A 22,318-nucleotide genomic window follows, 5' to 3' on the forward strand; every position below is an offset into this window, starting at 1 on the left:
AAAGTCCAAGGGTTCCTGCGCAAGGTTAATCCACGCAGGGTGAGCCGGCCCCTAAGGCGAGGCCGAAAGGCGTAGTCGATGGGAACCACGTTAATATTCGTGGGCCAGCGGGTGTGTGACGAATGGGAAAGCGTGTCGGGCCTTATCGGATTGGCCCGGCTGGGGACCCGTTCCAGGAAACAGCCCCCGCATCAGACCGTACCCCAAACCGACACAGGTGGACTGGTAGAGTATACCCAGGCGCTTGAGAGAATGGTGTTGAAGGAACTCGGCAAATTGCCCTCGTAACTTCGGAAGAAGAGGGCCCCGTCGCGGCGCAAGCCGGGGCGGGGGGCACAGACCAGGGGGTGGCGACTGTTTACTAAAAACACAGGGCTCTGCGAAGCCGTACAAGGCGACGTATAGGGTCTGACGCCTGCCCGGTGCCGGAAGGTTAAGAGGAGGGGTTCACGCTCCGAATTGAAGCCCCGGTAAACGGCGGCCGTAACTATAACGGTCCTAAGGTAGCGAAATTCCTTGTCGGGTAAGTTCCGACCTGCACGAATGGCGTAACGACTTCCCCGCTGTCTCCAACACCAACTCAGCGAAATTGAACTCTCCGTGAAGATGCGGAGTACCCGCGGTCAGACGGAAAGACCCCGTGCACCTTTACTACAGCTTTGCAGTGGTGCTAGGGATCTCATGTGTAGGATAGGTGGGAGGCTAGGAAACCCGGGCGCCAGCTCGGGTGGAGCCACCCTTGAAATACCACCCTTGAGGTCTCTGGCATCTAACCGCGCTCCGTTGATCCGGAGCCGGGACCCTGCATGGCGGGTAGTTTGACTGGGGCGGTCGCCTCCCAAAGTGTAACGGAGGCGCGCGATGGTGGGCTCAGAGCGGTCGGAAATCGCTCGACGAGTGCAATGGCATAAGCCCGCCTGACTGCAAGACAGACAAGTCGAGCAGAGACGAAAGTCGGCCATAGTGATCCGGTGGTTCCACGTGGACGGGCCATCGCTCAACGGATAAAAGGTACGCCGGGGATAACAGGCTGATGACTCCCAAGAGTCCATATCGACGGAGTCGTTTGGCACCTCGATGTCGGCTCATCACATCCTGGGGCTGGAGCAGGTCCCAAGGGTTCGGCTGTTCGCCGATTAAAGTGGTACGTGAGCTGGGTTTAGAACGTCGTGAGACAGTTCGGTCCCTATCTGCCGTGGGTGTCGGAGTTTTGCGAGGATCTGTCCCTAGTACGAGAGGACCGGGATGGACATACCTCTGGTGCACCGGTTGTCACGCCAGTGGCATGGCCGGGTAGCTAAGTATGGACGGGATAACCGCTGAAAGCATCTAAGCGGGAAACCCACCTCAAAACCAGAACTCCCTTGAGAGCCGTGACAGACCATCACGTCGATAGGAGGCATGTGGACGGGCGGCAACGCCTGAAGCTGAGCCTTACTAATCGCTCGATCGGCTTGATCCTTCCCAGTCGGTAGCCCGCGCGCAGCGGCAAGCCCTGGGCGCACGAGCCAACACCGCAAAGAACAAGAGCAAACGTCCTCGCTCAAACGAAACCCTCTGCCGTCCCTGTCCGGATGGTTCGCGTGTGCCTTGGTGACCTGGTGGTCATGGCGAGGCTCCCAACACCCGATCCCATTCCGAACTCGGCCGTGAAACGCCTCAGCGCCGATGGTACTGCGTCTTAAGACGTGGGAGAGTAGGTCGCCGCCAGGTCACCACGGCACACGCCAAACCAAAACGGATGTGGACGCAGCAGGCTTCGCACGCACTTGACAATCGTCGCCACACTGCCGGTTCCCAGCAGCCCAACACCCGCGGGGTGGAGCAGCCCGGTAGCTCGTCAGGCTCATAACCTGAAGGTCGCAGGTTCAAATCCTGCCCCCGCAACCAAAGCAAAAAAAAGCCCTCCTGGAAGCGCAACGCTTCAGGGGGGCTTTTTGCGTGTTCCGTCCACCAGAGGCTTTGTGCAAAGTTTCGTTTGACCTGAGACCGGAAAGTTCCTCCAGGAATGGGTAGAGTCCGTCATCGAGAGGAGACGGACGCATGAGACGCAACCGCATCACCATCCTTGGCCAGACCGGCAACGTCGCCGCTTGGTTCGGCTGAGGCGGCAGATGCGCCAACCGAAACGGCGGGATCGGAGCCTTCGGATTTCGGAACCCGCCGTCTTGCGTCGGCTTACCCGAACGGAGGCGACGGGCTAATCCGTAGGGGTCTTTGCCGCCGTGGCGTTATCGGTTGGATGATGGCTCACCCGATCGAACGAATCCTCGGAGCCATTCCGCCATGCCGACATCGCCGCACGGATCGCCCGACCGCAGGCTTAAGCCGTTCATCCTCGCCATTCATCGCGAAGCGCTGAAAACCGCCGCAGCCAAAGGGCTGACCGGCAGTCTGGCTCAGGTCGCGGCCCTCCAAGACACCGCCAGCCTCGTCTCGGTCAAGGCCGGACGCCTCGTCACGGAGGAGGAGGTGATGCGCCTGTTGCTTCGGGAACGTCGCGCCCGCAAGATCCATGAGGCGGTGGGAACCGCACCGGTTGCTCCGCTCAGAAAGCCGGCGGCCCCCTCCCGATTCCGTCTGGGACGTTGGCGTGCGTTGGCGATGGGTGTGACCCAGTCGACATCCGCCGGCTTGGCGGGAAAGGTCCGGTTGTAAAATCAGGTGGCAAGCGGTCCGCCGGTACCGAGTGAGTACACCCATTGCCCTGTTGAGTGAGTAGCGGGGCGCACTGAGGCTGTCGCTTCCCCGCTGTTGGGCACGAAACACACAATGGGAGGTCTCATGTCCGTTCGCCTGGATCGCCGCCAATTGCTGCTCTCCGCCGGAGCCGCCGCGCTGGTGCTGGCCGTGGCGCCGCGCTTCGTCCTGGCCCAAACAACAGGGGGCCAAACTCCGGGCGGCAAGGGCTTCATGCTGCCGCCGCTGCCCTATGCGCCCGCCGCGCTGGAGCCGCACATCGACGCGACGACCATGAGCGTGCATCACGACAAGCACCATCAGGCTTACGTCGACAACCTCAACAAGGCGCTCGCCAACCACGGCGACCTTCAGGCGATGCCGCTGGCCGACCTGCTGAAGCGCGTACCGGAACTGCCGGAAAGCATCCGCACCGCGGTGCGCAACAATGGCGGCGGTCACGCGAACCACAGCATGTTCTGGAGCATCATGGGGCCGAACGCCGGCGGCGCCCCGGACGGCGAGGTGGGGGCTGCCATCACGCGCGATTTCGGCAGCTTCGACGATTTCAAGACGCGCTTCAACACGGCGGGTGCCGGGCAGTTCGGCAGCGGTTGGGTCTTCGTCACTGCCGACCCGTCGTCGGGCAAGCTCGCCATCGCCGCCCGTCCGAACCAGGACTCCCCCGCCATGGAGGGGGTGCCCGTGTTGATGGGCAACGACGTGTGGGAGCACGCCTATTACCTGAAGTACCAGAACCGCCGCGCCGACTATCTGGCGGCCTGGTGGAACGTGGTCGACTGGGGCGCGGTGAACCGCCGCTACGCGGCGATCCGCAAGGGCGAACTGGTGATCTAACCGGACAGCTGACCTGAAACGGAAAAGGGCGGCGGGTCATCCCCGCCGCCCTTCACGCGAAACAACTGGTCCAAGCGGCCAGTCCGGGGAGCCGGTCAGGCGCCCTGGTGCAGGCGGACGTTGAACAGCGGCCCCCGGCTCTGGCGGCGCAGCGCCTTGGCGACGGCCAGCACGGCGAGGTCGGCCAGCGGCTCGACGATGATGACAGTCATGTAGGCGGCGCCGAAGGAGGCGACCTCCGTCATGGTCTCGGCGGTGAAGCCGTGGCCGTAGAAGGCCCAGAAGGCCACCCAGGCGACGATGCCGCCCTGGTAGGCGGTGGAGAGGGCCAGAGCCTGCGAATACTTCAGGTCGACATAGGGGGTGGCGTCGGGGACGATCCGCTTCGCCAGCAGGCTGATGCCCCACAGCGGGACCAGCAGCGTGGTGACGTTCATGCCGTACTGCGGCAGGTCGAAGGGCGCGAAGAACAGGCCCTGGATCAGCAGGCCGGCGGCGAGGCCGATGGAGGCCGCACCGGCGCCGAACAGCAGGAGCAGCGTCGAGCCGAGGATCAGGTGAACCTCCGACACGCCCACGGGGTGGTGTGGGAACACTTCGAAGAAGCTGAAGACCAGCGCGGTGGCGATCAGGCTGCGCAGCACCAGCGGCGCGACCCCGCCGTTGTTGCGGACGTCGTCGCGCGCCAGCTTTCCGGCCATCGCGAAGCCGCCGGCGGCCGTCGCGTAGCTGAGAGCGATCTTGGCGCCGTCCACGACGCCGGGTTCGATGTGCATGCTCTATGCCCTTTCCGAGTCTGCCATGCGTTGGGAGGGGCGTCGTTGCTGGCAGGCACCGGCATCGCAACCCCCTTGGTCCCCTTGGATGGGCGCACCGGAGGGACGGCTTGCGGAAGACGGGCGGCCGTCGGGCCGGACATCGGCAAGCGACCACCGGGGCACCCCGCCCGAGGACGTACGTTCGGTTACGGCAGGTCTCCTGGCTCGCGGGTCAAGGCGGCATCGTCCGGCCTTCCCGGCGCCCGTTCCCGCAGGCGGCGCCAGTGACACGGAAAGGACGAGGCCGCTCACCGCTCACAGTTGCGGGGGCAGCGCCGGATTTGCCGTTTCTCCCCGATCGGGGCGGCGCACCGGCTTCCCTCTTAGCCCCGCGACCGGAGGGCGCGGGGAACCATAACCGGCGCCAGGGTAGGGGCGGGGTCCCCCGCCGTCAAGAGGGGGATGGCGATCCGTCGGGGAGTCGCACGGCTTCCTTGACACCGCTCCCGCGGAACCGACAAGGTCCGGCGGACTGCGCGAGGCCGGATCAACGGGCGAAGGACGGGGTTGCGGGCATGCTACCGGTTCATTTCCTGACCATCGTGCTGAACGGCGATCCCTTCATCCGCTACCACCTGGAGGTTTTTCGCCAACTGCCCTTCCCCTGGCATTGGCACGTCGTGGAGGGGGTGGCGGAGCAGGTCCGCGACTCCTCCTGGTGCGCGCAGCGGGGTGGGCGCGTTCCGCAGGACCTTCACCGCGACGGGCGCAGCAGCGACGGGACGTCGGCGTATCTCGACCGCATCGCCGCGGAGGAACCCGGGCGCGTGTCGGTGTACCGCAAGCCGCCGGGCGTCTTCTGGCAGGGCAAGGTGGAGATGGTGACCGCGCCGCTGGCCGCCATGACGGAGGACTGCCTGCTCTGGCAGGTCGATGCGGACGAGCTGTGGACGGCGGAGCAGATCACCCGTGCGCGCCGGATGTTCCTCGATTCGCCGTCGCGTACGGCGGCTCTGTACTTCTGCCATTTCTTCGTCGGCCCGTCCCTTGTCCTCGACCGCCTGGACCAGTATGGCAATTACCGCGCCTACGAATGGCTGCGCACCTGGCGGTATCGGCCGGGGGATTTCTGGCACTCGCACGTCCCGCCCCGGCTGATGCGCCCACAGCCCGACGGGGCGGACCTCGAACTCGGCGCGGCCAATCCCTTCCTGCACGAGGAGACGGCGGCGGGCGGGCTGGTCTTCCAGCATTTCGCCTACGCGACGCGGGAGCAGGTCGCGTTCAAGGAAGTCTATTACGGCTACGACGGCGCGGTCCGTCGGTGGGACGCCCTGCAGGCGGCGGGTCGAGCGGTCGGCAATGGCGCCCTTCCGTTGCGCGATTTCTTCCCCTGGGTGACCGACGCGGCGACCGTCACGCGCGCCGAGCATGCCATGGTGGAGCCGCTGGCGCGCCCGGATGCCGAGGGAAGCTGGGGCTTCGTGCCGCCGGCGCGGGGCGCCTCGACCGCCCCGGCGGTGGCGCTGCTGCGGAACTCCGGACCCGCCGTTCGCCGCCGCACGCTCGTCCCCGGTGAACCGCCGCCCTTCCCGACCGACCTGATCCGCAGCGTCGGCGTGTTCCTGCCGGACGGGATAGGGGCCGTGCTGCGGGAGTCGGGTTTCCTCCGGGAGTTGCGGCGGGCCTTGCCGCTGGCCCGGATCACCGTCTTCGCGACGCCGGACGCGGAGGCGGCGCTCGCCCTCTGCCCCTACGTCAACCAGCGCGTCACCCTGCCGCCGCTGAAGGGGCGGGCGCCCGACGACGCGCTGGTGACCGCCGTGCGCCAGGAGATCGGCCAGCAGTTCAGCGGTGCCTTCGACCTCACGATCAATCCCCACCGGGGCGAGGATGCCAGCTTCGCCAACCGCCTGATGCAGGATACAGGGGCGCCGCTCCGCCTCGGTTGCAGGGTCGGACGGCCGGTGCGCGGCTATTACGCCGACGCTTTCCTGACCCACGTCGCGGCGACTCCCGCCGGCCTGCTGGGGGCGTTGGCCGCCGGTGAGCCGGACCCCGCCACGGAGGTCTGGACCTCCCCCGCCGGCGAGCGGGCCGCCGCCGCGCTTCTGGCCGAGGGCGTTCCGGCGCGCTGGCGCTGCGCGGTCGGCCTGTCCGCGTCCGCCGGCGCCGGGACCCTCTCGGAGTTGTGCCGTCGCCTCGCCGCGCGGGGCGATACCGCGCTGGTCCTTGTCGGCGAGGAGGCGGCGAAGGGGGCCGCCGCGCGCATTGCCGGAGACGCGGGGGATGCTTGCCTGAACGCGGTCGGGCGGCTGGGTTTCGACGGGCTGTGCGCCATGCTGCGGCGCTGCGACCTGTTCGTCGGGACCGGCGCGCCGGCGGAGGGCATCGCCGTGGCGGCTCGGCTTCCCATGGTGGGAACCGGCCCGGAGCATGGCGACCCGACCGCCGAGGCGATGGAAAGCGCCATCGCGGGCTGGCTGGCCGACCGCGCCTATTGACAGGCGTTCCACCCGGCCTGTGAGATCCACGAGGGGAAGCGTGGAAAAACGGAGGGACGGGCGCGCAAGGCGCTTGTGTTGGCGCGTTTGCGCCGCAATGATCCGCCCCCACCAAATCCCGGACGGCCGCAAGCGGCGCGCCGCAGCGGGGCAAAACCATGGATTGAATCCGGCGGCCCGGTAAGCACACGATGCGCAGAGCAGTCATGAAACCCCGTGCGGATTGGCGTCCGGGGCTCCGCAAATACCCCTACGGCGTCCGTGCCATGAGCGCCGGCGCCTTCTGGCGCGAGGATGTGCGGTACGAGTTCTCCGCTCATCAGATCGACCTGATCGAAAGCGTCGCCGACGAGCTGCACACCATGCTGCGCGAGGCGCTGCGCGCGACGGTGGACGGGCGGGCGCTGGCCCGGCTGGGGGTCCGCGGCGGCGTGGCGCGGCTCCTCGAAGCCTCCTGGAACGATTATTGGGCCGCGGGGCGTCTGAACGAGCGGGCCGGCGCGCTGATCGGGCGGCTGACGCTGGCCTATGATGGGCGCGATTCGGTCAAGCTGCTGGCCTGCAACTATGACACGCCGGAGGGGTTGTTCGCCGCCTCGATCATCCAGCGCAACTGGCGCGAGGCCCTGATGGGCGACGCCAACCAGTTCAACGGTCTGCACGAGGGGCTGGTGGAGCGCTGGGAGGAGCTGGCGGCGGGCATGCCGGGCCGCGGGCTCGTCCATCTGGCCTGCGCCACCCCTGACCCGATGCGCGAGAGCGAGCTGGTCTATCTGGCCGCCACCGCGGCGGAGGCCGGGATCGCCACGCATCTGCTGCCGCTGCAGAGCCTGGGCTGGGACGGTCAGCGCTTCGTCGACGACGAGGGGCGGGCGGCCTCCTGGCTGGCGAAGATCTACCCGTGGCAGGGGCTGGCCGACGACGCCTTCCTGCAGAAGCTGCGGATGGGCGGCATGAGCATGCTGTCGCCGCTGTGGTGCTGGCCGATGTCGAACCACGGGCTGCTGGCGACGCTGTGGTCGCTCTACCCGCGCCACCCGAACCTGTGCCGCGCCGCGCTCGACCCCGAGGAGCTGGCCGGCTGCGACGCGGTGACCGAGCGCAGCCTGTTCGGGCTCGACGACGCGGCCCAGCGCATGACGGCGCACGGACGCGCCATTTCGGACACCGGCGGCGCCGAGTATCCGGGGGGACGGGTCTGGCTGGAAACTCCGCCGATCTTCGAGGAGGAGGGCGTCCACGCGCTCCTGCACTGCTGGATCATCGGGGACAAGTGCCTGGGCATGTCGGTCCGTGAATCGGCGGACCCGCGGGTCGGCTCCGACGCGGCGATGGTGCCGCACATCTTCCGCGGCTGACGCGCCTTCGGGGTGGAGGAGCCCGCCCTGTTCCAACGGGGCGCAGGGCGGGCGCTTCGGCGGCGATCAACCGGCAGTCCTCAGCGGCTGCGGCCCGGCGCGAAGGGATTGGGCAACGGCGAGCCGAACGCCGCCCGGCGGGCGTCCCGCCACGCGACGTCGTTGCCGACGCCGCTGTGGGTGGCCGACACCGACACCACCTGACTCTGGTGGCGCAGCCAGCCGCGCAGCTTTTCTTCGAAGCGTTGGGCGTCCTGGGCGTCCGCAACCTCCAGTTCCATCGACATCTGCAGCTCGGTCTTCATGGCGTTCCTCCTCTGAACCGTTCCGTTGGACAAACAGCCGGGCGGGCCACTGGTGCCGAAAAACAGAAAAGGGCGGGGAACTTTCCCCGCCCTGCGCTGCAACGCCGTGAACGCGATGGCCGTCGATGCGAGTGGCGACGCCGCCGCTCACTTCCCTTCGGGCTTCGCCGGGCGGGCCGGCTTGGCAATGCTGGCGATCTGCTTCTGCAGGTCGTCGATCTGCTTCTGAAGCTCTTCATAGGTGTGGCTGGCCGCCGCGGCCGCGCCGTTGGGCGGAACGGCGGATGGGCCGGGGGCCGCCGGGCGGGGCGGGACGGCGGGGTGCTCGCCGGGCTGCCCGTCCTCGGCGCCGCCGAAGGGCGAGAACATGCGCATGGCCCGTTCGAACATCGCCATGTTCTGCTTGCCGACCTCTTCCAGCCGGCCGAAGGGGAACATCCCGCCCAGCGTGTTCTGGAAATAGTCGCGCATCTGCTCCTGGTTGCGCGAGAAGGACTGCATCGAATATTCGAGGTACCGCGGCACCATCCACTGCATGTTGTCGCCGTAGAAGCCGATGAGCTGGCGCAGGAAGCTGATCGGCAGCAGGTTCTGGCCCTTGCTCTCCTCCTCCACGATGATCTGCGTCAGCACCGAGCGGGTAATGTCCTCCCCGGTCTTCGCGTCATAGACCACAAAGTCGAGCCCGTCCTTGACCATCTGACAGAGATGGTCGAGCGTCACGTAGCTGCTGGTCGCCGTGTTGTAGAGCCGCCGGTTGGCGTACTTCTTGATCGTGATCGTCGCGGACTTCTGGTCTTCCTTGTCGGCCATCGCTGTTTCTTTCAAGAAGGGTCGTGCGGCGAGAATGTTTCAGATATAAGGACTACTCGAAGGAATGCACCCTGTCCAGTGCTGTGCCGCAGCGCTGCGACCCCAGGTGGGCGCCGCCCCGATAATTCGGGATTTGCGGCATTTTCGATCGGTCCTTCGCGACTCTGGTCAAGGGCACCGCCTCCCTCATATACTCCCGGCCATGGCCGAATCGTCCGAATCCGACACCCCGTCCCTGGAAACGCTCGCGCAACGGTACCTCGACCTGTGGCAGGAACAATGGGCGGCCTGCGCCGCCGATCCCGAGATGGCCGATGCCGCCGCCCGCCTGTTCCAGATGATGGCGCAGGGCGCCGCGGCGATGGCGCCCTTCGTCTTGGGGCCGGGCGGTTTCGCCTACACCAGCCCGCCGGGCACCGGCTGGAATCCGGCGCCGGCCCCGTCCCAGCCAGCCTCATCCCAGCCGGCCCCATCTCACCCGTCCTGCGAGGGAGAACCGCGTGACCGGGGACAACGCCACGATCCCCCCGCACCCCACCCCACGGCTGGGGCCGCGGCCCCTGGCGCTGCATCTGGCAACGGTGGCGGCGACACTGCTCAGCTCCTCCGCCGCATTGCCGCACTTGAGGAACGGCTCGCTGCCATGGAAGCCGCATCTGCGGGAGCGGGCGGAAGGCCTGCGCCGGCGGATCGCCGCAACCGACGCGGACGCGTTCGCCCAGGCGGTTGACCGCGAGGTCCGCCGCCAGCTCAACCTCGCCTTGACGGGGATCGAGCGCTACCGCCACCACCCCTACCGGCGCGACCTTCCCGACCCGCCCGTGCTGTGGACGGAAGGGGCGTCCCGCCTGCTTGATTACGGGGCGCTCGGCCCGGCGACCGGCGCGCCGGTGCTGTTCGTGCCGTCGCTGGTCAACCGCCATTACATCCTCGACCTTTCGGCGCGCAAAAGCCTGATGCGCTGGCTGGCCGCGCAGGGGCTGCGCCCCTTCCTGATCGACTGGGGCACGCCCGGCCCGCTGGAGCGGCGCTACAGCCTGACCGACTACATCGCCGGACGGCTGGAGCGCGCGCTGGCCGCGGTGGTGGAGGCGGTGGGCCGCCCGGTTCCGGTGGTCGGCTATTGCATGGGCGGGCTGCTCGCCACCGCGTTGGCGCAGCGCCGCCCCAAGGAGGTCGCGGCGCTCGGCCTGCTCGCCACGCCCTGGGACTTCCATGCGGAGGACGCGGGCATGGCCCGCCGCGCCGCGAGCTTTTTCCAGCCCTTCGGCCCGCTGCTCGACGCCTGGGGGGAACTGCCGGTGGACGTTCTCCAGGGGCTGTTCGCCCAGCTCGACCCGCTGCTGGCGCTGAAGAAGTTTTCGCAGTTCGCCCGCATGGAGCCGGACAGCCGCGCCGCGCTCGCCTTCGTGTCGCTGGAGGACTGGCTGAACGACGGGGTGCCGCTGGTCGCCGGGGTGGCGCGCGACACGCTGGCCGGCTGGTACGGGCGCAACGACACCGCGCGCGGCGCGTGGCTGGTCGCCGGCCAGCCGGTGGAGCCGGCCCGGTTGCGCATGCCGGTTCTGGCGCTGATCCCGGAGCGCGACCGCATCGTTCCTCCGTCCTCAGCGGTGGCCTTGGCAAGATCAATCGACCGCGCGCAAATGATCAGGCCGCCGCTCGGCCATATTGGCATGGTGGTCAGCGCCGGTGCCGAAACAGGCGTTTGGCGCCCCCTGGCCGAATGGCTTAGTGCGGCAGGATAACCGCAGCCAGTCAGGTGTCTTGCATTGCGGGAAATCCGCGCATAAGGTTTTTCCCACTCCGTGCGGCCCACTGACACGATAATAAAACTGACAAAATCTGAGGAGCGTCAACATGACCGAGGTTGTGATCGCCAGCGCAGCGCGTACTCCCATTGGCAGCTTCAACGGGGCGCTCAGCAGCGTGCCGGCCCATTACCTGGGTGAGATCGCCATCCGCGAAGCGCTGAGCCGCGCCAAGACCGACGCCGCGGAGGTGACCGAGGTCATCCTGGGCCAGATCCTGACCGCCGGTCAGGGCCAGAACCCGGCCCGCCAGGCCGCCGTCAACGCCGGCATCCCGGCCTCCGCCACCGCCTTCGGCATCAACCAGCTCTGCGGCTCGGGCCTGCGTTCGGTGGCGCTCGGCTATCAGGCGATCCGCAACGGCGACGCCGAGGTCATGGTCGTCGGCGGCCAGGAGAGCATGAGCCAGGCCCCGCACGTCATGCATTTGCGCAACGGCGTGAAGATGGGCGCCGCCGAGATGCTCGACACCATGCTGAAGGACGGCCTGATGGACGCCTTCAAGGGCTACCACATGGGCACGACGGCCGAGAACGTCGCCCAGAAGTGGCAGCTGACCCGCGACGAGCAGGACGCCTTCGCCGCCGCCTCGCAGCAGAAGGCCGAGGCTGCCCAGAAGTCCGGCCGCTTCAAGGACGAGATCATCCCGGTCACCATCAAGGGCCGCAAGGGCGACATCATCGTCGCCGACGACGAGTATCCGAAGCACGGCACCACCGCGGAATCGCTGGCCAAGCTGCGCCCGGCCTTCTCCAAGGAGGGCACGGTGACCGCCGGCAACGCGTCGGGCATCAACGACGGCGCCGCCGCGCTCGTCCTGATGACCGCCGAGAACGCGGCCAAGCGCGGCCTGACCCCGCTGGCCCGCATCGTCTCCTGGGCGACCGCCGGCGTCGATCCGGCGATCATGGGCACTGGCCCGATCCCGGCGTCCCGCCTCGCGCTGGAGAAGGCCGGCTGGAAGCACGAGGACCTGGACCTGATCGAGGCGAACGAGGCCTTCGCCGCGCAGGCCCTGGCCGTGAACAAGGACCTTGGCTGGGACACCTCCAAGGTCAACGTCAACGGCGGCGCCATCGCGCTCGGCCACCCGGTCGGCGCGTCCGGCGCCCGCGTCCTGACCACCCTGCTCTATGAGATGCAGAAGCGCGATGCCAAGAAGGGCCTCGCCACCTTGTGCATCGGCGGCGGCATGGGCATCGCCCTCACCGTCGAGCGGGGCTGATGAAAAGCGGGCCGTTCCCTCCGGGGTGCGGCCCGCTTCGTATGTGCGCCTACAGAAACCGATAAAGAATCCAACACCAAGCTTTGGGGGAGGAGCCAATGGCTCGAGTTGCAGTCGTCACGGGCGGAACGCGCGGTATCGGCGAAGCCATCTCCGTCGCGTTGAAGAACGCCGGCTATGTCGTCGCCGCCAACTACGCCGGCAACGATGAGAAGGCGAAGGAATTCTCGGCCCGCACGGGCATCGCGGTCTACAAGTTCGACGTGTCGGACTTCGACGCCGTGAAGGATGGCATCGCGAAGATCACCACCGAACTCGGGCCGGTGGACGTGGTGGTGAACAACGCGGGCATCACCCGCGACGGCGTGATCCACCGCATGACCCCGCAGCAGTGGAACGACGTCATCGCGACGAACCTGACCTCCTGCTTCAACCTGTGCCGCAACGTCATCGACGGCATGCGCGAGCGCGGCTTCGGCCGCATCGTCAACATCGGTTCGGTGAACGGCCAGGCCGGCCAGTACGGTCAGGTGAACTACGCCGCCGCCAAGTCGGGCATCCACGGCTTCACCAAGGCGCTGGCCCAGGAGGGCGCGGCCAAGGGCGTCACCGTCAACGCCATCGCGCCGGGCTACATCGACACCGACATGGTGCGCGCGGTGCCGCCCAACGTGCTGGAGAAGATCGTCGCCCGCATCCCGGTCGGCCGTCTCGGCAAGGCCGAGGAGATCGCCCGCGGCGTGCTGTTCCTGGTTGGCGACGACGCCGGCTTCATCACCGGCTCGACCCTGTCGATCAACGGCGGCCAGCACATGTACTGATCGGCCGGTGCAGTGACTCCCGGGTCTTCGGACCCGTTTGAAGCGACACGAAGCCTTTGCCCCTTTCCCGCACCCGCGGGGGAGGGGTTTTTCTTTGGGGCGCCGAGGAATTGACGCGCGGCGCGGGACGCCGAAAAAGCGAAACCCCCGCGCGGGGGGCGGGGGTTTCAGCGGTTGTGCCAGGACATCCGCAATGGTTGAGCCGTCTCAACGGCAATGTTCAGAAATGTGTGGCCGAACAGGTCGGCTTCCTCAAGTAAGCGCAGGTGGACTCATGACAATCACACCCTCCTGACTGCGGGAACATTTGCTGTGATGAGAAGTTGGCGTTTGGGCCAACTTGATGCGGTGTCCACCGCGTCTTCACCTCAACCAGTGTTGCTCTGAGAGATAGCGTGCTCTTCCTGGCAGGGGTTGTCAATAGCTGAACTGCGGTCCCGTTACCGCTTGATGACGGGTTTTTTGACGTCACTTGAACTGGAAGCCGACCGGCCTCTTGTCGTCCAGCGAGACCACCGCGCAGCCGCCCAGCGCCGGGCCGACCGACAACTCGCCGTAGGCGGTGACCGCTCCTTCCTCCTTCAGGCGGCCGACGAAGCCGCCGCCGTCGCTGCGGGCGACCCAGGCGAAGGGGATCCAGGTCTGGCGCACCGGCTGGCCGCCGGCGCGGACCACCGCCGTGAAGGCCTCGGCGGTCGGGGTGCCCGGCGGGAAGACGGCAAGCACCGTGCCGCCATCCTCCTCGTTGAGCGCCGCCTGGTTCAACGCCACCCCCGTCACCACCGCCCAGACGGCCAGCGCCAGCGCGCCGAGCGTCAGCGCGAAGCCGTGGCCGAAGCCGGTAGAAGAGGTGGGCGCCGGGTCCGTCATGGCCTCAGGCCTTCGCTTCCGCCGCCAGGGCGGGGGCGGGCTTCTCGGCGATCGGCCAGTTCACCACCGCGGCGGCAAAGGCCAGGGCCACGCTGGCCCACCACACCACGTCGTAGGAGCCGACGCGCTCGTACAGCACGCCGCCCAGCCACACGCCGAGGAAGCCGCCCACCTGATGGCTGAGGAAGGCGAAGCCGTAGAGCATGCCGAGATAGCGCGTACCGAACATCAGAACGACGAGGCCGGAGGTCGGCGGCACCGTGGACAGCCACAGCAGGCCCATCGCCGCGGCGTAGAGGATCACCGAAACCGGGGTGACCGGCAGCAGGATGAAGAGCGCCGTGCACAGGCCGCGCAGCGTGTAGTTGGCGCAGAGCAGCAGGCGCTTGCTCATCTTGCCGCCCAGCACGCCGGACATGTAGGAGCCGACCACGTTGAACAGCCCAATCAGCGCCATCGCCCAGGAGGCGAGGCCGGGGCTGATCCCGGCGGCGGTCAGGTAGGGCGGCAGGTGCGTGGTGATGAAGGCGAGCTGGAAGCCGCAGACGAAGAAGCCGGTGACCAGCAGCACGTAGCTGCGGTGCTTGAAGGCCTGACGGATCGTCGCGGCGAAACCGATGTCGGCCCCGGTGACGGCCTGCGCGCTCTTCGACCCGCCCGCCCCGGCGAAGGAGGAGGCGAGCACCGGGATCATCAGCATCGAGGCGCCGAACAGGATCAGCGCCGTCTGCCAGCCGTAGGCGGCGATGAAGGCTTGGCCGGTGGGGGCGAACAGGAACTGGCCCATCGAACCGGCGGCGGTGGCGACGCCCATCGACCAGCTCCGCTTCTCCGGCGGGACGATGCGGCTGAAGCCGGCGATGACGATGCCGAAGGACGCCCCGGCCAGACCCAGCCCGATCAGCAGGCCGGAACTGAGATGCAGCATCAGCGGCGTGTCGGCGTAGGGCATCAGCGCCAGGCCCAGCGCGTAGAGAATCCCGCTGATCCCCAGCACCAGCGCCGGGCCGTAGCGGTCGCACAGTGCCCCGGCGAAGGGGGTGCCGATGCCCCAAACCAGATTCTGGATGGCGATCGACAGGGCGAAGACGTCTCGGCCCCAGCCGTGCGCCTCCGACAACGGTGCGGTGAACAGGCCCATGCTTGACCGCGGGCCGAACGCCAGCATGGCGATCAGGCAGCCGCAGGCGATGACGAATCCCGGCGTCCGCCAGGAGCGGGGCGACGGCGCCCCACCCACCCGGTTGCTGGTGTCCAAGTTATCCTCCCTCGGCGCGGGCTGTGGCCGGTGCGGCAACGCTGGCCCGCGACTCATCAGGGTCACACGATAAGCGTGCGCCGGGCGTGCTTCAAATTCACAATGGGAAAGAAGGTTATTCGGCCGCGGAATGGCAGGGCAGCGGCAGAGGCGCCTCTTCCGCCGGGGGCAGCAGGTCCAGCAGACTGTCCTCCAGCACGTCGAAGACGGGGCCGATGCGCCCGGTGAAGCGGCCGCGGAGCAGCCACACCGCGACGGTCAGCGCGAAGTCCGGGGTCTCCAGCGGCCGCACCTGCGCGGCGTGCAGGGTCGGGGCGATCAGCCGCAGCGGCGCCAACCCGAATCCGACGCCGCGGGCGACCAGCGACAGCAGAAGCGACTGGTCGAATCCCTCCACCGTGACGTTCAGCGCCGGGCCGTGCTGCGCCATCGCGCGGCCCATGGCGGTCCGGTACTGGCAGCCTTCGGGCTGAAGCACCCAACCCACGGCGTTCATCGCCGGCAGCGTCCAGTCCCGCTGCCCGGCCAACTCGGCGGACGCGACGACCCGCACGGGCTCGCGCGAGATGCAGACAGCGTCCAGGTCGTCCGGCGGCGTCTGGGCATCGTGGGTCAGCACCAGCGCGCCGTCCAGCGTGCCGTTGCGCACCTGCTCGACCAGCGGCGTGCTCCAGTCCGAATGCAGGCGGACGGTCAGGCCGGGGAAGGCGGCGCGCAGCCGGTCCAGCGGATGGTGCGCGGCGATGGCGGTCAGCACATGGGCCACCCCCAGCCGCAGCAGCCCCTGCGGCTGGGCCGCCCCGGCGAAGGCGTCCGACAGCTCGTCCGCCGCCTTCAGCACCCGGTGCGCGTGGGCCAGCGCCATCTCGCCGTCGCGGGTCAGGGCCAGCGGCTTGGTCTGGCGGTCGAACAGGGACACGCCGAGCTCCGCCTCCAGCCGCTGGATCAGGCGCGAGACGGCGGACTGGGTCAGCCCCAGCCGGTGCGCGGCCTCCTGCACCGATTGGGCTTCGGCCACGGCGACGAAGGTGCGGATCTCGTTGAGCTTCATGGCGGCGTCCGGGGCGGCGGTGTCCGAGGGGGGCGGCCTCTTGGCCACTGGTATCCGACTGTCCCCCTGGGTTAGCGTCGGGTCAAGCGCAACGAGGAGCAACCATGTCCACCACACCTTCCGCAGACCGTTCCGGCCGCGAGTATCCCGACCGTCCCTGGGTGGGGGTGGGCGCCGTGGTGTGGCGCGGCGACCGGGTCCTGCTGATCCGCCGGGGCCGTCCGCCGCGGATGGGGCAGTGGAGCCTGCCCGGCGGCGCCCAGTCGGTGGGCGAGACGGTGTTCGAGACGGCGGTGCGCGAGGTGCTGGAGGAAACCGGCCTGCACGTCGTGCCGACGGAGGTGGTCACGGTGGTGGACGCCATGACGCTCGACGACACCGGGGCCGTCCACTACCACTACACCATCGTCGAGGTGGCGGCGGAGAGCCCGGAGGGCGAGGCGGTCTGCGCCGACGACGCGCTGGAGGCCCGCTGGGCCACCATCGACGAGGCCGCGGAGCTGACCGAATGGGACGAGACGGAGCGGGTCATCCGCCTGTCGGCGTCGCGGCGAGCCGCCGGATGAAGTCTGGAACCTGCGCCGTGTCCAGGGGCTTGGCCAGCAGATAGCCCTGGATGCGGTCGCAGCGGTAGGCGCGCAGGTAGAGAAGCTCCTCGTTGGTCTCCACCCCCTCGGCGATCGCCTGCATCCCCAGCGCGTGGGCGAGGTCGATGATCGCCCGCACGATGGCGGCGGCGTCGCGGTCCTGGACCATCGCCTGGGTGAAGTGCTTGTCGATCTTCAGCGCCTCCACCGGCACGCGGCGCAGCAGGGACAGCGAGGAATAGCCCGTCCCGAAATCGTCGAGAACCAGCCGCACCCCGGCGCCGCGCAGTTGCGTCAGCACCTCGCGCGAGGACTCGCTGTGCTCGAACAGGGCGGTTTCGGTCAGCTCCAGCTTCAGGTTGGCGGCGGGCAGGCCGGTTTCGGCGAGGATGCCCAGAACGGTGCGGGCGAAGCCGGGGTCTTCCAACTGCTGTGCCGACAGGTTCACCGCCACCGGCACGTCGGCGATGCCGTCCTGCATCCAGCCCGCGGCGGTTTCGCAGGCGCGGCGCACCGTCCATTCGCCCAGGATGTGGATGGCGTCGCTGGTTTCCGCCATCGGAATGAAGACGTCGGGCGGGATTACCGTGCCATCGTCGAGCCGCCAGCGCGACAGCGCCTCGAACCCGGTCAGCCGCCCGCTGTGGGTGTCGGCCTGCGGCTGGAAGGCGAGGCGCAACTCGCCGTGCCGGATGGCGTCGCGGACGCGGTCGGAGAAGGTCCCGGCACCCGGCGCGATGGCACCCGGCGCGACGGTCGCGTTCTGGTTCACCGCCATATCCCCTCCGGTCCGGCCCTCGGTTGTCGCCCACTCCAGTGGACTTAACAGCCGAAACGAGGCTTGTTAACCATATCTCAGGGGTATTTAAGCGGTTTTTCCAGTTTTACGAAAGAGTTAACGGAATTTGCGGTGGTGATAAGATTGGGAAGCGTTAACCCCTTCTCCCTCATGGAGGGGAAGGGGTTAACGGATTTGCCATCAGACGTTGAAGCGGAAATGGAAGATGTCGCCGTCGTTGACGACGTATTCCTTGCCTTCCTGACGCATCTTGCCGTTGTCCTTGGCGCCCTGCTCGCCGCCCAGCGTGACGTAGCTGTCGAAGTCGATGGTCTCGGCCCGGATGAAGCCGCGCTCGAAATCGGTGTGGATGACGCCCGCCGCTTCCGGGGCCTTGGCGCCGCGGCGCACGGTCCAGGCGCGGGCCTCTTTCGGGCCGACGGTGAAGAAGGTGATGAGGTCGAGAAGCTGGAAGCCGGCGCGGATCAGCTTGTTGAGGCCGGTCTCCTCCAGCCCGAGGGATTCCAGGAACTCCTGCTTCTCGGCGGCGTCGGAGAGCTGGGCGACCTCCGCCTCGATGGCGGCGGAGATGACGACCATGCCGGCGTTCTCGGCCTTGGCCTTCTCGGCGACCTTGGCGGTCAGGCTGTTGCCGGTGGCCGCTGAGGCCTCCTCGACGTTGCAGACGTAGAGGACCGGCTTGGCGGTCAGCAGCATGAACTGCTTGAAGACCGGCTTCTCCTCCTCGCTGACCTCGACGACGCGGGCGGGCTTACCGTCCTGGAGGACCTTTAGCGCGCGCTCCATCAGATCGGCCTTGATCTTGGAGTCCTTGTCGCCGCCCTTGGCTTTCTTCTGGAGGCTGGTGAGCTGGCGCTCCAGGCTCTCCATGTCGGCGAGCATCAGCTCCGTCTCGACCACCTCGGCGTCGCGCAGGGGATCGACGTTGCCTTCCACATGGGTGACGTCGTCGTCCTCGAAGCAGCGCAGGACGTGGACGATGGCGTCCACCTCGCGGATGTTGGCGAGGAACTGGTTGCCCAGACCTTCGCCCTTCGAGGCGCCGCGGATCAGGCCGGCGATGTCGACGAATTCGAGCTGGGTCGGGATGATCTTCTGCGACTTGGCGATGGCCGCCAGCTTGTCCAGCCGCGGGTCGGGCACGCCGACGCGGCCGACGTTCGGCTCCTTGGTGCAGAAGGGGAAGTTCGCCGCCTCGGCCGCCTGGGTGGCGGTCAGCGCGTTGAACAGGGTCGACTTGCCGACGTTCGGCAGGCCGACGATGCCGCAATTGAAGCCCATGGGGGTGCTCGCCGTCGGAAATCTCGGGAATTGGGGCGCTTTATCCTACGTGGAGCCGCAAAGCGCAAACGGGAAGTGGGGGTGGGCAGGGTTGACCGCCGCGTCCGGCGCGCGGGAGTCACCGCGGGCGGAACAGGAAGGGCACGGAGAAGACACGGTCCTGCGCCGTCAGGCCGGGCGGCGGGGTGGGGAAGGGAGACGCCTTGCGCACTGCGGCCAGGGCGGCGCGGTCCAGCGCCTCGTCGCCGCTCGACGTGAGGATGGTGGCGTCGAGCACCTCGCCCGCCGTGCCGAGGGTCAGCTTGACGGTGGCCTGCCCGCCGCCGACCACCTTCTCCGGCTTGTGCCGCCCGATCCAGGCCCAGACCTGCGCCCCGTAATCCACCATCGCGCCCCGGCTCGCGGAGACCGGCTCGACCGCCGCCGCCGCGTTGCGACCGGTTCCGGTTTCGGCGGATGGCGTCGGTGATGGGCTTGGGCCCGGTGCCATCTGCGGTTTCGGCGCCGCCTTGACGGGCGGCTTCGGCTTCGGCAACGGCTTGGGCGGCGGGGGAGGGGACGGTTCCGGTGCGGGTTCCGGGGTTGGCTCCCCCATCGGGGGCACCGGTTCGGGCGCCACCTCCGGCTCGGGTTCCGTGGCCAGTTCCGTGATCGGTTCCGGCTGCGGCTCGCTCTCAGGTGCGGCGGCCGCTGCCGGTGGCGGGCCGCTGTCCGCCTCGGACGCCACCAGCATCACCTCGATCACCGGCGTTATGGTGTCGTTGAGGCTGACGGCGCCGGTCTCCTCCGCGACCGTGCCGGGGGCCGCGCCGGCGGCGGACAGGAGGACGGCCAGGACGCCGGCGTGCAGCGTCCCGGACAGGGCGAGCGCCCCCAGCGGCCGGCGGGCCGGCTGGGGACGCCCATGCAGGCGGATCGCGCGCAAGGCGGGGGGCCTCGTCAGCCGGCCTCCATCAGAACGCCATGGTCAAGCCGAGGGTGAAGGACCGCCCCATGCCGGCCAGCGCGCCGATCGGCTGGCGGCTGCCGTTGGCGCGGAAATCGCCGTAATCGACGCCGCCCAGCGGCAGGTAATACTGGGCGTCGAACAGGTTCTCGATCCCGACGTCGGCGCGCAGATTGCCCCAGACGTAGCTGGTGCGCAGGTTGACCAGGGCGTAGCTGGGGGTTTCCGGCTCGTTCCGCGCGGAGTCGACCAAAGACTTGCGCCCGACCATCTGGAACTCCAGGACGCTGCTCCAGTCGCCCAGCCGGTGGCCGAGGTCGATCGTCCCGTTCAGCGGCATGATGTGATAGAGGTCGCGCCCGGTGTCGAGGTTGCGGCCGCGGACGTAGCTGACCACGGCGCCCACCGTGAACTCGCCCAGCCGCTCGTTCTGGTGGACGATGCTGCGGCCTTCGGCGTTGATGCCGTACAACTCCGCCGTGTGGTTGGCGAAGCGCAGCTGGACGAAGCCGTTTGACAAGGTGCCGATGCGGTCGGCGTCGATGAAGTTCTCGACGTGCGAATAATAGGGCGTGAGCTTGACCGACCAGCGCTTGGCCTCGGCGTCCTGCCAAGCGGCGGTGGCGCCGACCGTGTAGGCGGTTTCCGGCTTGAGGTCCGGGTTGCCGACATAGCCGTTGGCGTCGCCGTACCAGCCGATCATCGTGGAGGACATGCCCCCGGTGCCCCAGGCGAACCGCTCGTACAGGTTGGGCGAGCGGGTCTTGCGGGCGAAGCCCAGCTCATAGCGTTCCGACGCGGACGGCGCGAAGCGGAGCAGGGCGGTGGCGTCCATGTTCACGTCGGTCTTGGAGCGGTCACCGCGGTTGAAGGCCTGCGCCGCCGCAGCGTCCGGGTTCGCCATGCCCATCATGCCCATGCCGATCGTGTTGGCCCAGGAGTAGGGCTGGACCGGCCCGTTCTCCATCCACACCACGTCGTTGCGCACGCCGAGCAGCGAGGTCCAGGCCGGTGTCCAGCGCTTCTCCCACTCGGCGAAGGTGCCCAGCCGGTCGCGCCGCGCGTCGTTCAGGTTCACGAAGGTCAGCGGCGACATCATCGCCGCCCCGGCGACCGGCGGCCACCAGTCGTCGATGCGGTAGCGGACCAGCTCGTTGCCGACGCGCAGCGTGTCCTGCGCCGACAGCGGCACCTCCGCCGAGACGGCGTAGCCCATCTCGTGCGAGTCCGTGTTCATCGGCATGCCGCCGCGGTCGGCGCCGCCCTTGTCGTGCAGGAAGTTCATGGCGTGAACGGTGCGCTGCCAGAAGGCCCGGCCGTCCAGCGTGCCCCAGTCGAATTCGCCCTTGTAATGGCCGTTCAGGGTGGTGCCGCGGTTCAGCGTCATGTCCATGCGCTGGTTTGCGAAGCCGGAGTAGGGCGAATACTGATAGCCGCCGGACAGGGTGATCTCGTGCCCGTCCTTGCGCGCGCTGGCCGACAGCGCGTGGTTCTGCACGTTGTAAAGGGTGGAGCGGACCTTGTCCCCGTTGCCGTTCTCATAGTCGTCCGCCCGGCTCCAGGCGCCGGTGTAGCGCAGGCTGAACCGCTCGGTCGCCGCGGTGGCGGTGCCGGACAGGGTGGTGCCGTTGCCGTTCGAGCGGTAGACGGTGGACAGGATGCCCTCGCCGTGGATCGGTTCGCTGGGCTGAGCGTAGACGGCGGGTTTGCTGATCACCGAGACGGTGCCGGCGATGCTGTCGCCGCCTTTGCTGACCGGGGTGACGCCGGCGATGGCCTCGATGGCGCCGATGACGGCGGGATCGGCGTAGGACAGCGGCGCGTTCATGTGGTTGGCGCAGGCGGCGGTCATCGGCATGCCGTCGACCTGGACGCGCACGCGGTCGTCGGCCAGACCGTTCAGCGCCGGCAGGCTGGAGAAGCCGCCCGCGCTGTAGAGCGACACGCCCGGCAGGCTGCGCAGCAGCGCCGCGGCGTCCGGGCTGGCGAGCTTGCGGCTGGCGATCCCGGCGGCGTCGAGCGTGCCGGCGCCGAGCGGCCGGGACAGGCCCTTCTCCGGTGCCGTGGCGGCCGGCGCGGTCTCCGTCTCGACCGGGACGGCGGGCAGGGCATGCGGGGGCTGGGCTTGGGCCGGCAGTGCGCTCAGCGCGGCAAGGATTGCCGTCAGCAGGGCGGTGGAGGCGAGAAGGCGGTTGGACAAGCGGGGGGCGTTCGCCGCGGACGCGGCGGTGGGCAGACGAATCATCGGGCGCTCGTTCTCGAATCGGACGAGGGAAGATCGGCGCAGCCTTGCCGTCCCGCCCGGCCGTCGATCCGCGCGACAATCGGCGCATAGGATCGGAACCGGCGGGTTGCGATGCGGAGGCTGGCGCGAGGGATGGGGTGGGCACAGCC

The 22,318-nt window shown here is 68.4% G+C and carries 18 protein-coding genes, 1 tRNA gene, 2 rRNA genes and 1 riboswitch (1 of these 22 only partly in view); of the genes, 11 read left to right on the forward strand and 10 right to left on the reverse strand.

Annotated features, from left to right (window positions below):
- The 5 genes from AMK58_RS26740 to AMK58_RS26760 all read left to right on the forward strand — a co-directional run.
- Positions 1 to 1,462, forward strand: a 23S ribosomal RNA gene (locus AMK58_RS26740); it begins 1,285 nt to the left of the window's first position.
- Between the two features lie 135 nt (positions 1,463 to 1,597).
- Positions 1,598 to 1,713 (forward strand): 5S ribosomal RNA (gene rrf / locus AMK58_RS26745).
- A 100-nt stretch (positions 1,714 to 1,813) separates the two neighbouring features.
- Positions 1,814 to 1,890, forward strand: a tRNA-Met gene (locus AMK58_RS26750).
- Between the two features lie 396 nt (positions 1,891 to 2,286).
- Entirely contained in the window at positions 2,287 to 2,658 is a 372-nt protein-coding gene (locus AMK58_RS26755; protein WP_051140341.1) for a hypothetical protein, read from the forward strand.
- 126 nt (positions 2,659 to 2,784) lie between these two features.
- The gene (locus AMK58_RS26760) at positions 2,785 to 3,537 is read left to right on the forward strand and encodes a superoxide dismutase (protein WP_035675490.1); all 753 of its coding nucleotides are present in this window, start codon (positions 2,785 to 2,787) and stop codon (positions 3,535 to 3,537) included.
- A gap of 95 nt (positions 3,538 to 3,632) precedes the next feature.
- Here AMK58_RS26760 and AMK58_RS26765 read toward each other — a convergent pair whose 3' ends face one another.
- The gene (locus tag AMK58_RS26765) at positions 3,633 to 4,313 is read right to left on the reverse strand and encodes an energy-coupling factor ABC transporter permease (protein WP_035675491.1); all 681 of its coding nucleotides are present in this window, start codon (positions 4,311 to 4,313) and stop codon (positions 3,633 to 3,635) included.
- A 175-nt stretch (positions 4,314 to 4,488) separates the two neighbouring features.
- A riboswitch (cobalamin riboswitch) is annotated at positions 4,489 to 4,727 on the reverse strand.
- Between the two features lie 143 nt (positions 4,728 to 4,870).
- Between AMK58_RS26765 and AMK58_RS26770 the strand changes: the two genes are divergently transcribed.
- Positions 4,871 to 6,799 carry a glycosyltransferase family protein gene (locus tag AMK58_RS26770; protein WP_059399672.1) on the forward strand — a complete coding sequence of 643 codons (1,929 nt, stop codon included), beginning with the start codon at positions 4,871 to 4,873 and terminating at the stop codon, positions 6,797 to 6,799.
- Between the two features lie 206 nt (positions 6,800 to 7,005).
- Positions 7,006 to 8,157, forward strand: coding sequence for a glutathionylspermidine synthase family protein (locus AMK58_RS26775; protein WP_079285646.1), 1,152 nt, complete (start codon positions 7,006 to 7,008; stop codon positions 8,155 to 8,157).
- Between the two features lie 80 nt (positions 8,158 to 8,237).
- On the opposite strand, the gene AMK58_RS26780 is transcribed toward AMK58_RS26775, so the two are convergent.
- Positions 8,238 to 8,462, reverse strand: a complete 225-nt coding sequence (locus AMK58_RS26780; RefSeq protein WP_035682404.1) for a hypothetical protein — start codon at positions 8,460 to 8,462, stop codon at positions 8,238 to 8,240.
- A 147-nt stretch (positions 8,463 to 8,609) separates the two neighbouring features.
- Positions 8,610 to 9,275 carry a polyhydroxyalkanoate synthesis repressor PhaR gene (gene phaR, locus AMK58_RS26785; RefSeq protein WP_035682406.1) on the reverse strand — a complete coding sequence of 222 codons (666 nt, stop codon included), beginning with the start codon at positions 9,273 to 9,275 and terminating at the stop codon, positions 8,610 to 8,612.
- Between the two features lie 500 nt (positions 9,276 to 9,775).
- Here phaR and AMK58_RS26790 point away from each other — a divergent pair, with 500 nt between their 5' ends.
- From AMK58_RS26790 to phbB, 3 genes are all read left to right on the forward strand, one after another.
- On the forward strand, positions 9,776 to 11,023 hold the full coding sequence (locus tag AMK58_RS26790; RefSeq protein WP_035682408.1) for an alpha/beta fold hydrolase: 1,248 nt from the start codon (positions 9,776 to 9,778) through the stop codon (positions 11,021 to 11,023).
- A gap of 112 nt (positions 11,024 to 11,135) precedes the next feature.
- Positions 11,136 to 12,311 (forward strand): acetyl-CoA C-acetyltransferase, encoded by a 1,176-nt coding sequence (locus AMK58_RS26795; protein ID WP_035682410.1) that lies wholly within the window; start codon positions 11,136 to 11,138, stop codon positions 12,309 to 12,311.
- 98 nt (positions 12,312 to 12,409) lie between these two features.
- Positions 12,410 to 13,132, forward strand: coding sequence for an acetoacetyl-CoA reductase (phbB, locus tag AMK58_RS26800; RefSeq protein WP_035682412.1), 723 nt, complete (start codon positions 12,410 to 12,412; stop codon positions 13,130 to 13,132).
- 468 nt (positions 13,133 to 13,600) lie between these two features.
- Here the strand turns inward: phbB and AMK58_RS26805 are convergent, their stop codons facing one another.
- From AMK58_RS26805 to AMK58_RS26815, 3 genes are all read right to left on the reverse strand, one after another.
- Positions 13,601 to 14,002 (reverse strand): hypothetical protein, encoded by a 402-nt coding sequence (locus tag AMK58_RS26805; protein WP_035682413.1) that lies wholly within the window; start codon positions 14,000 to 14,002, stop codon positions 13,601 to 13,603.
- Positions 14,003 to 14,006: 4 nt separating this feature from the next.
- Positions 14,007 to 15,260: an MFS transporter gene (locus tag AMK58_RS26810; RefSeq protein ID WP_079285645.1), complete on the reverse strand. Its 1,254-nt coding sequence runs from the start codon at positions 15,258 to 15,260 to the stop codon at positions 14,007 to 14,009.
- Positions 15,261 to 15,375: 115 nt separating this feature from the next.
- Positions 15,376 to 16,311 carry a LysR family transcriptional regulator gene (locus AMK58_RS26815; protein ID WP_059399734.1) on the reverse strand — a complete coding sequence of 312 codons (936 nt, stop codon included), beginning with the start codon at positions 16,309 to 16,311 and terminating at the stop codon, positions 15,376 to 15,378.
- Positions 16,312 to 16,415: 104 nt separating this feature from the next.
- Between AMK58_RS26815 and AMK58_RS26820 the strand changes: the two genes are divergently transcribed.
- Positions 16,416 to 16,877, forward strand: coding sequence for an NUDIX hydrolase (locus tag AMK58_RS26820; RefSeq protein WP_035682415.1), 462 nt, complete (start codon positions 16,416 to 16,418; stop codon positions 16,875 to 16,877).
- On the opposite strand, the gene AMK58_RS26825 is transcribed toward AMK58_RS26820, so the two are convergent.
- The 4 genes from AMK58_RS26825 to AMK58_RS26840 all read right to left on the reverse strand — a co-directional run bounded on the left by AMK58_RS26825 (position 16,840) and on the right by AMK58_RS26840 (position 22,169).
- Positions 16,840 to 17,676 (reverse strand): putative bifunctional diguanylate cyclase/phosphodiesterase, encoded by an 837-nt coding sequence (locus tag AMK58_RS26825; protein ID WP_035682417.1) that lies wholly within the window; start codon positions 17,674 to 17,676, stop codon positions 16,840 to 16,842. The two genes, AMK58_RS26820 and AMK58_RS26825, sit on opposite strands and share 38 nt — an antisense overlap.
- 201 nt (positions 17,677 to 17,877) lie before the next feature.
- A complete protein-coding gene (gene ychF, locus AMK58_RS26830; protein ID WP_014199815.1) occupies positions 17,878 to 18,978 on the reverse strand; it encodes a redox-regulated ATPase YchF in 1,101 nt (366 codons plus the stop codon).
- 118 nt (positions 18,979 to 19,096) lie between these two features.
- Entirely contained in the window at positions 19,097 to 19,903 is an 807-nt protein-coding gene (locus AMK58_RS26835) for an energy transducer TonB family protein (protein WP_051140929.1), read from the reverse strand.
- Positions 19,904 to 19,931: 28 nt separating this feature from the next.
- Positions 19,932 to 22,169, reverse strand: a complete 2,238-nt coding sequence (locus AMK58_RS26840) for a TonB-dependent receptor (protein ID WP_059399673.1) — start codon at positions 22,167 to 22,169, stop codon at positions 19,932 to 19,934.
- Positions 22,170 to 22,318: the final 149 nt, after the last annotated feature.

It is taken from the genome of Azospirillum brasilense (assembly GCF_001315015.1).
Lineage (GTDB): Bacteria > Pseudomonadota > Alphaproteobacteria > Azospirillales > Azospirillaceae > Azospirillum > Azospirillum brasilense.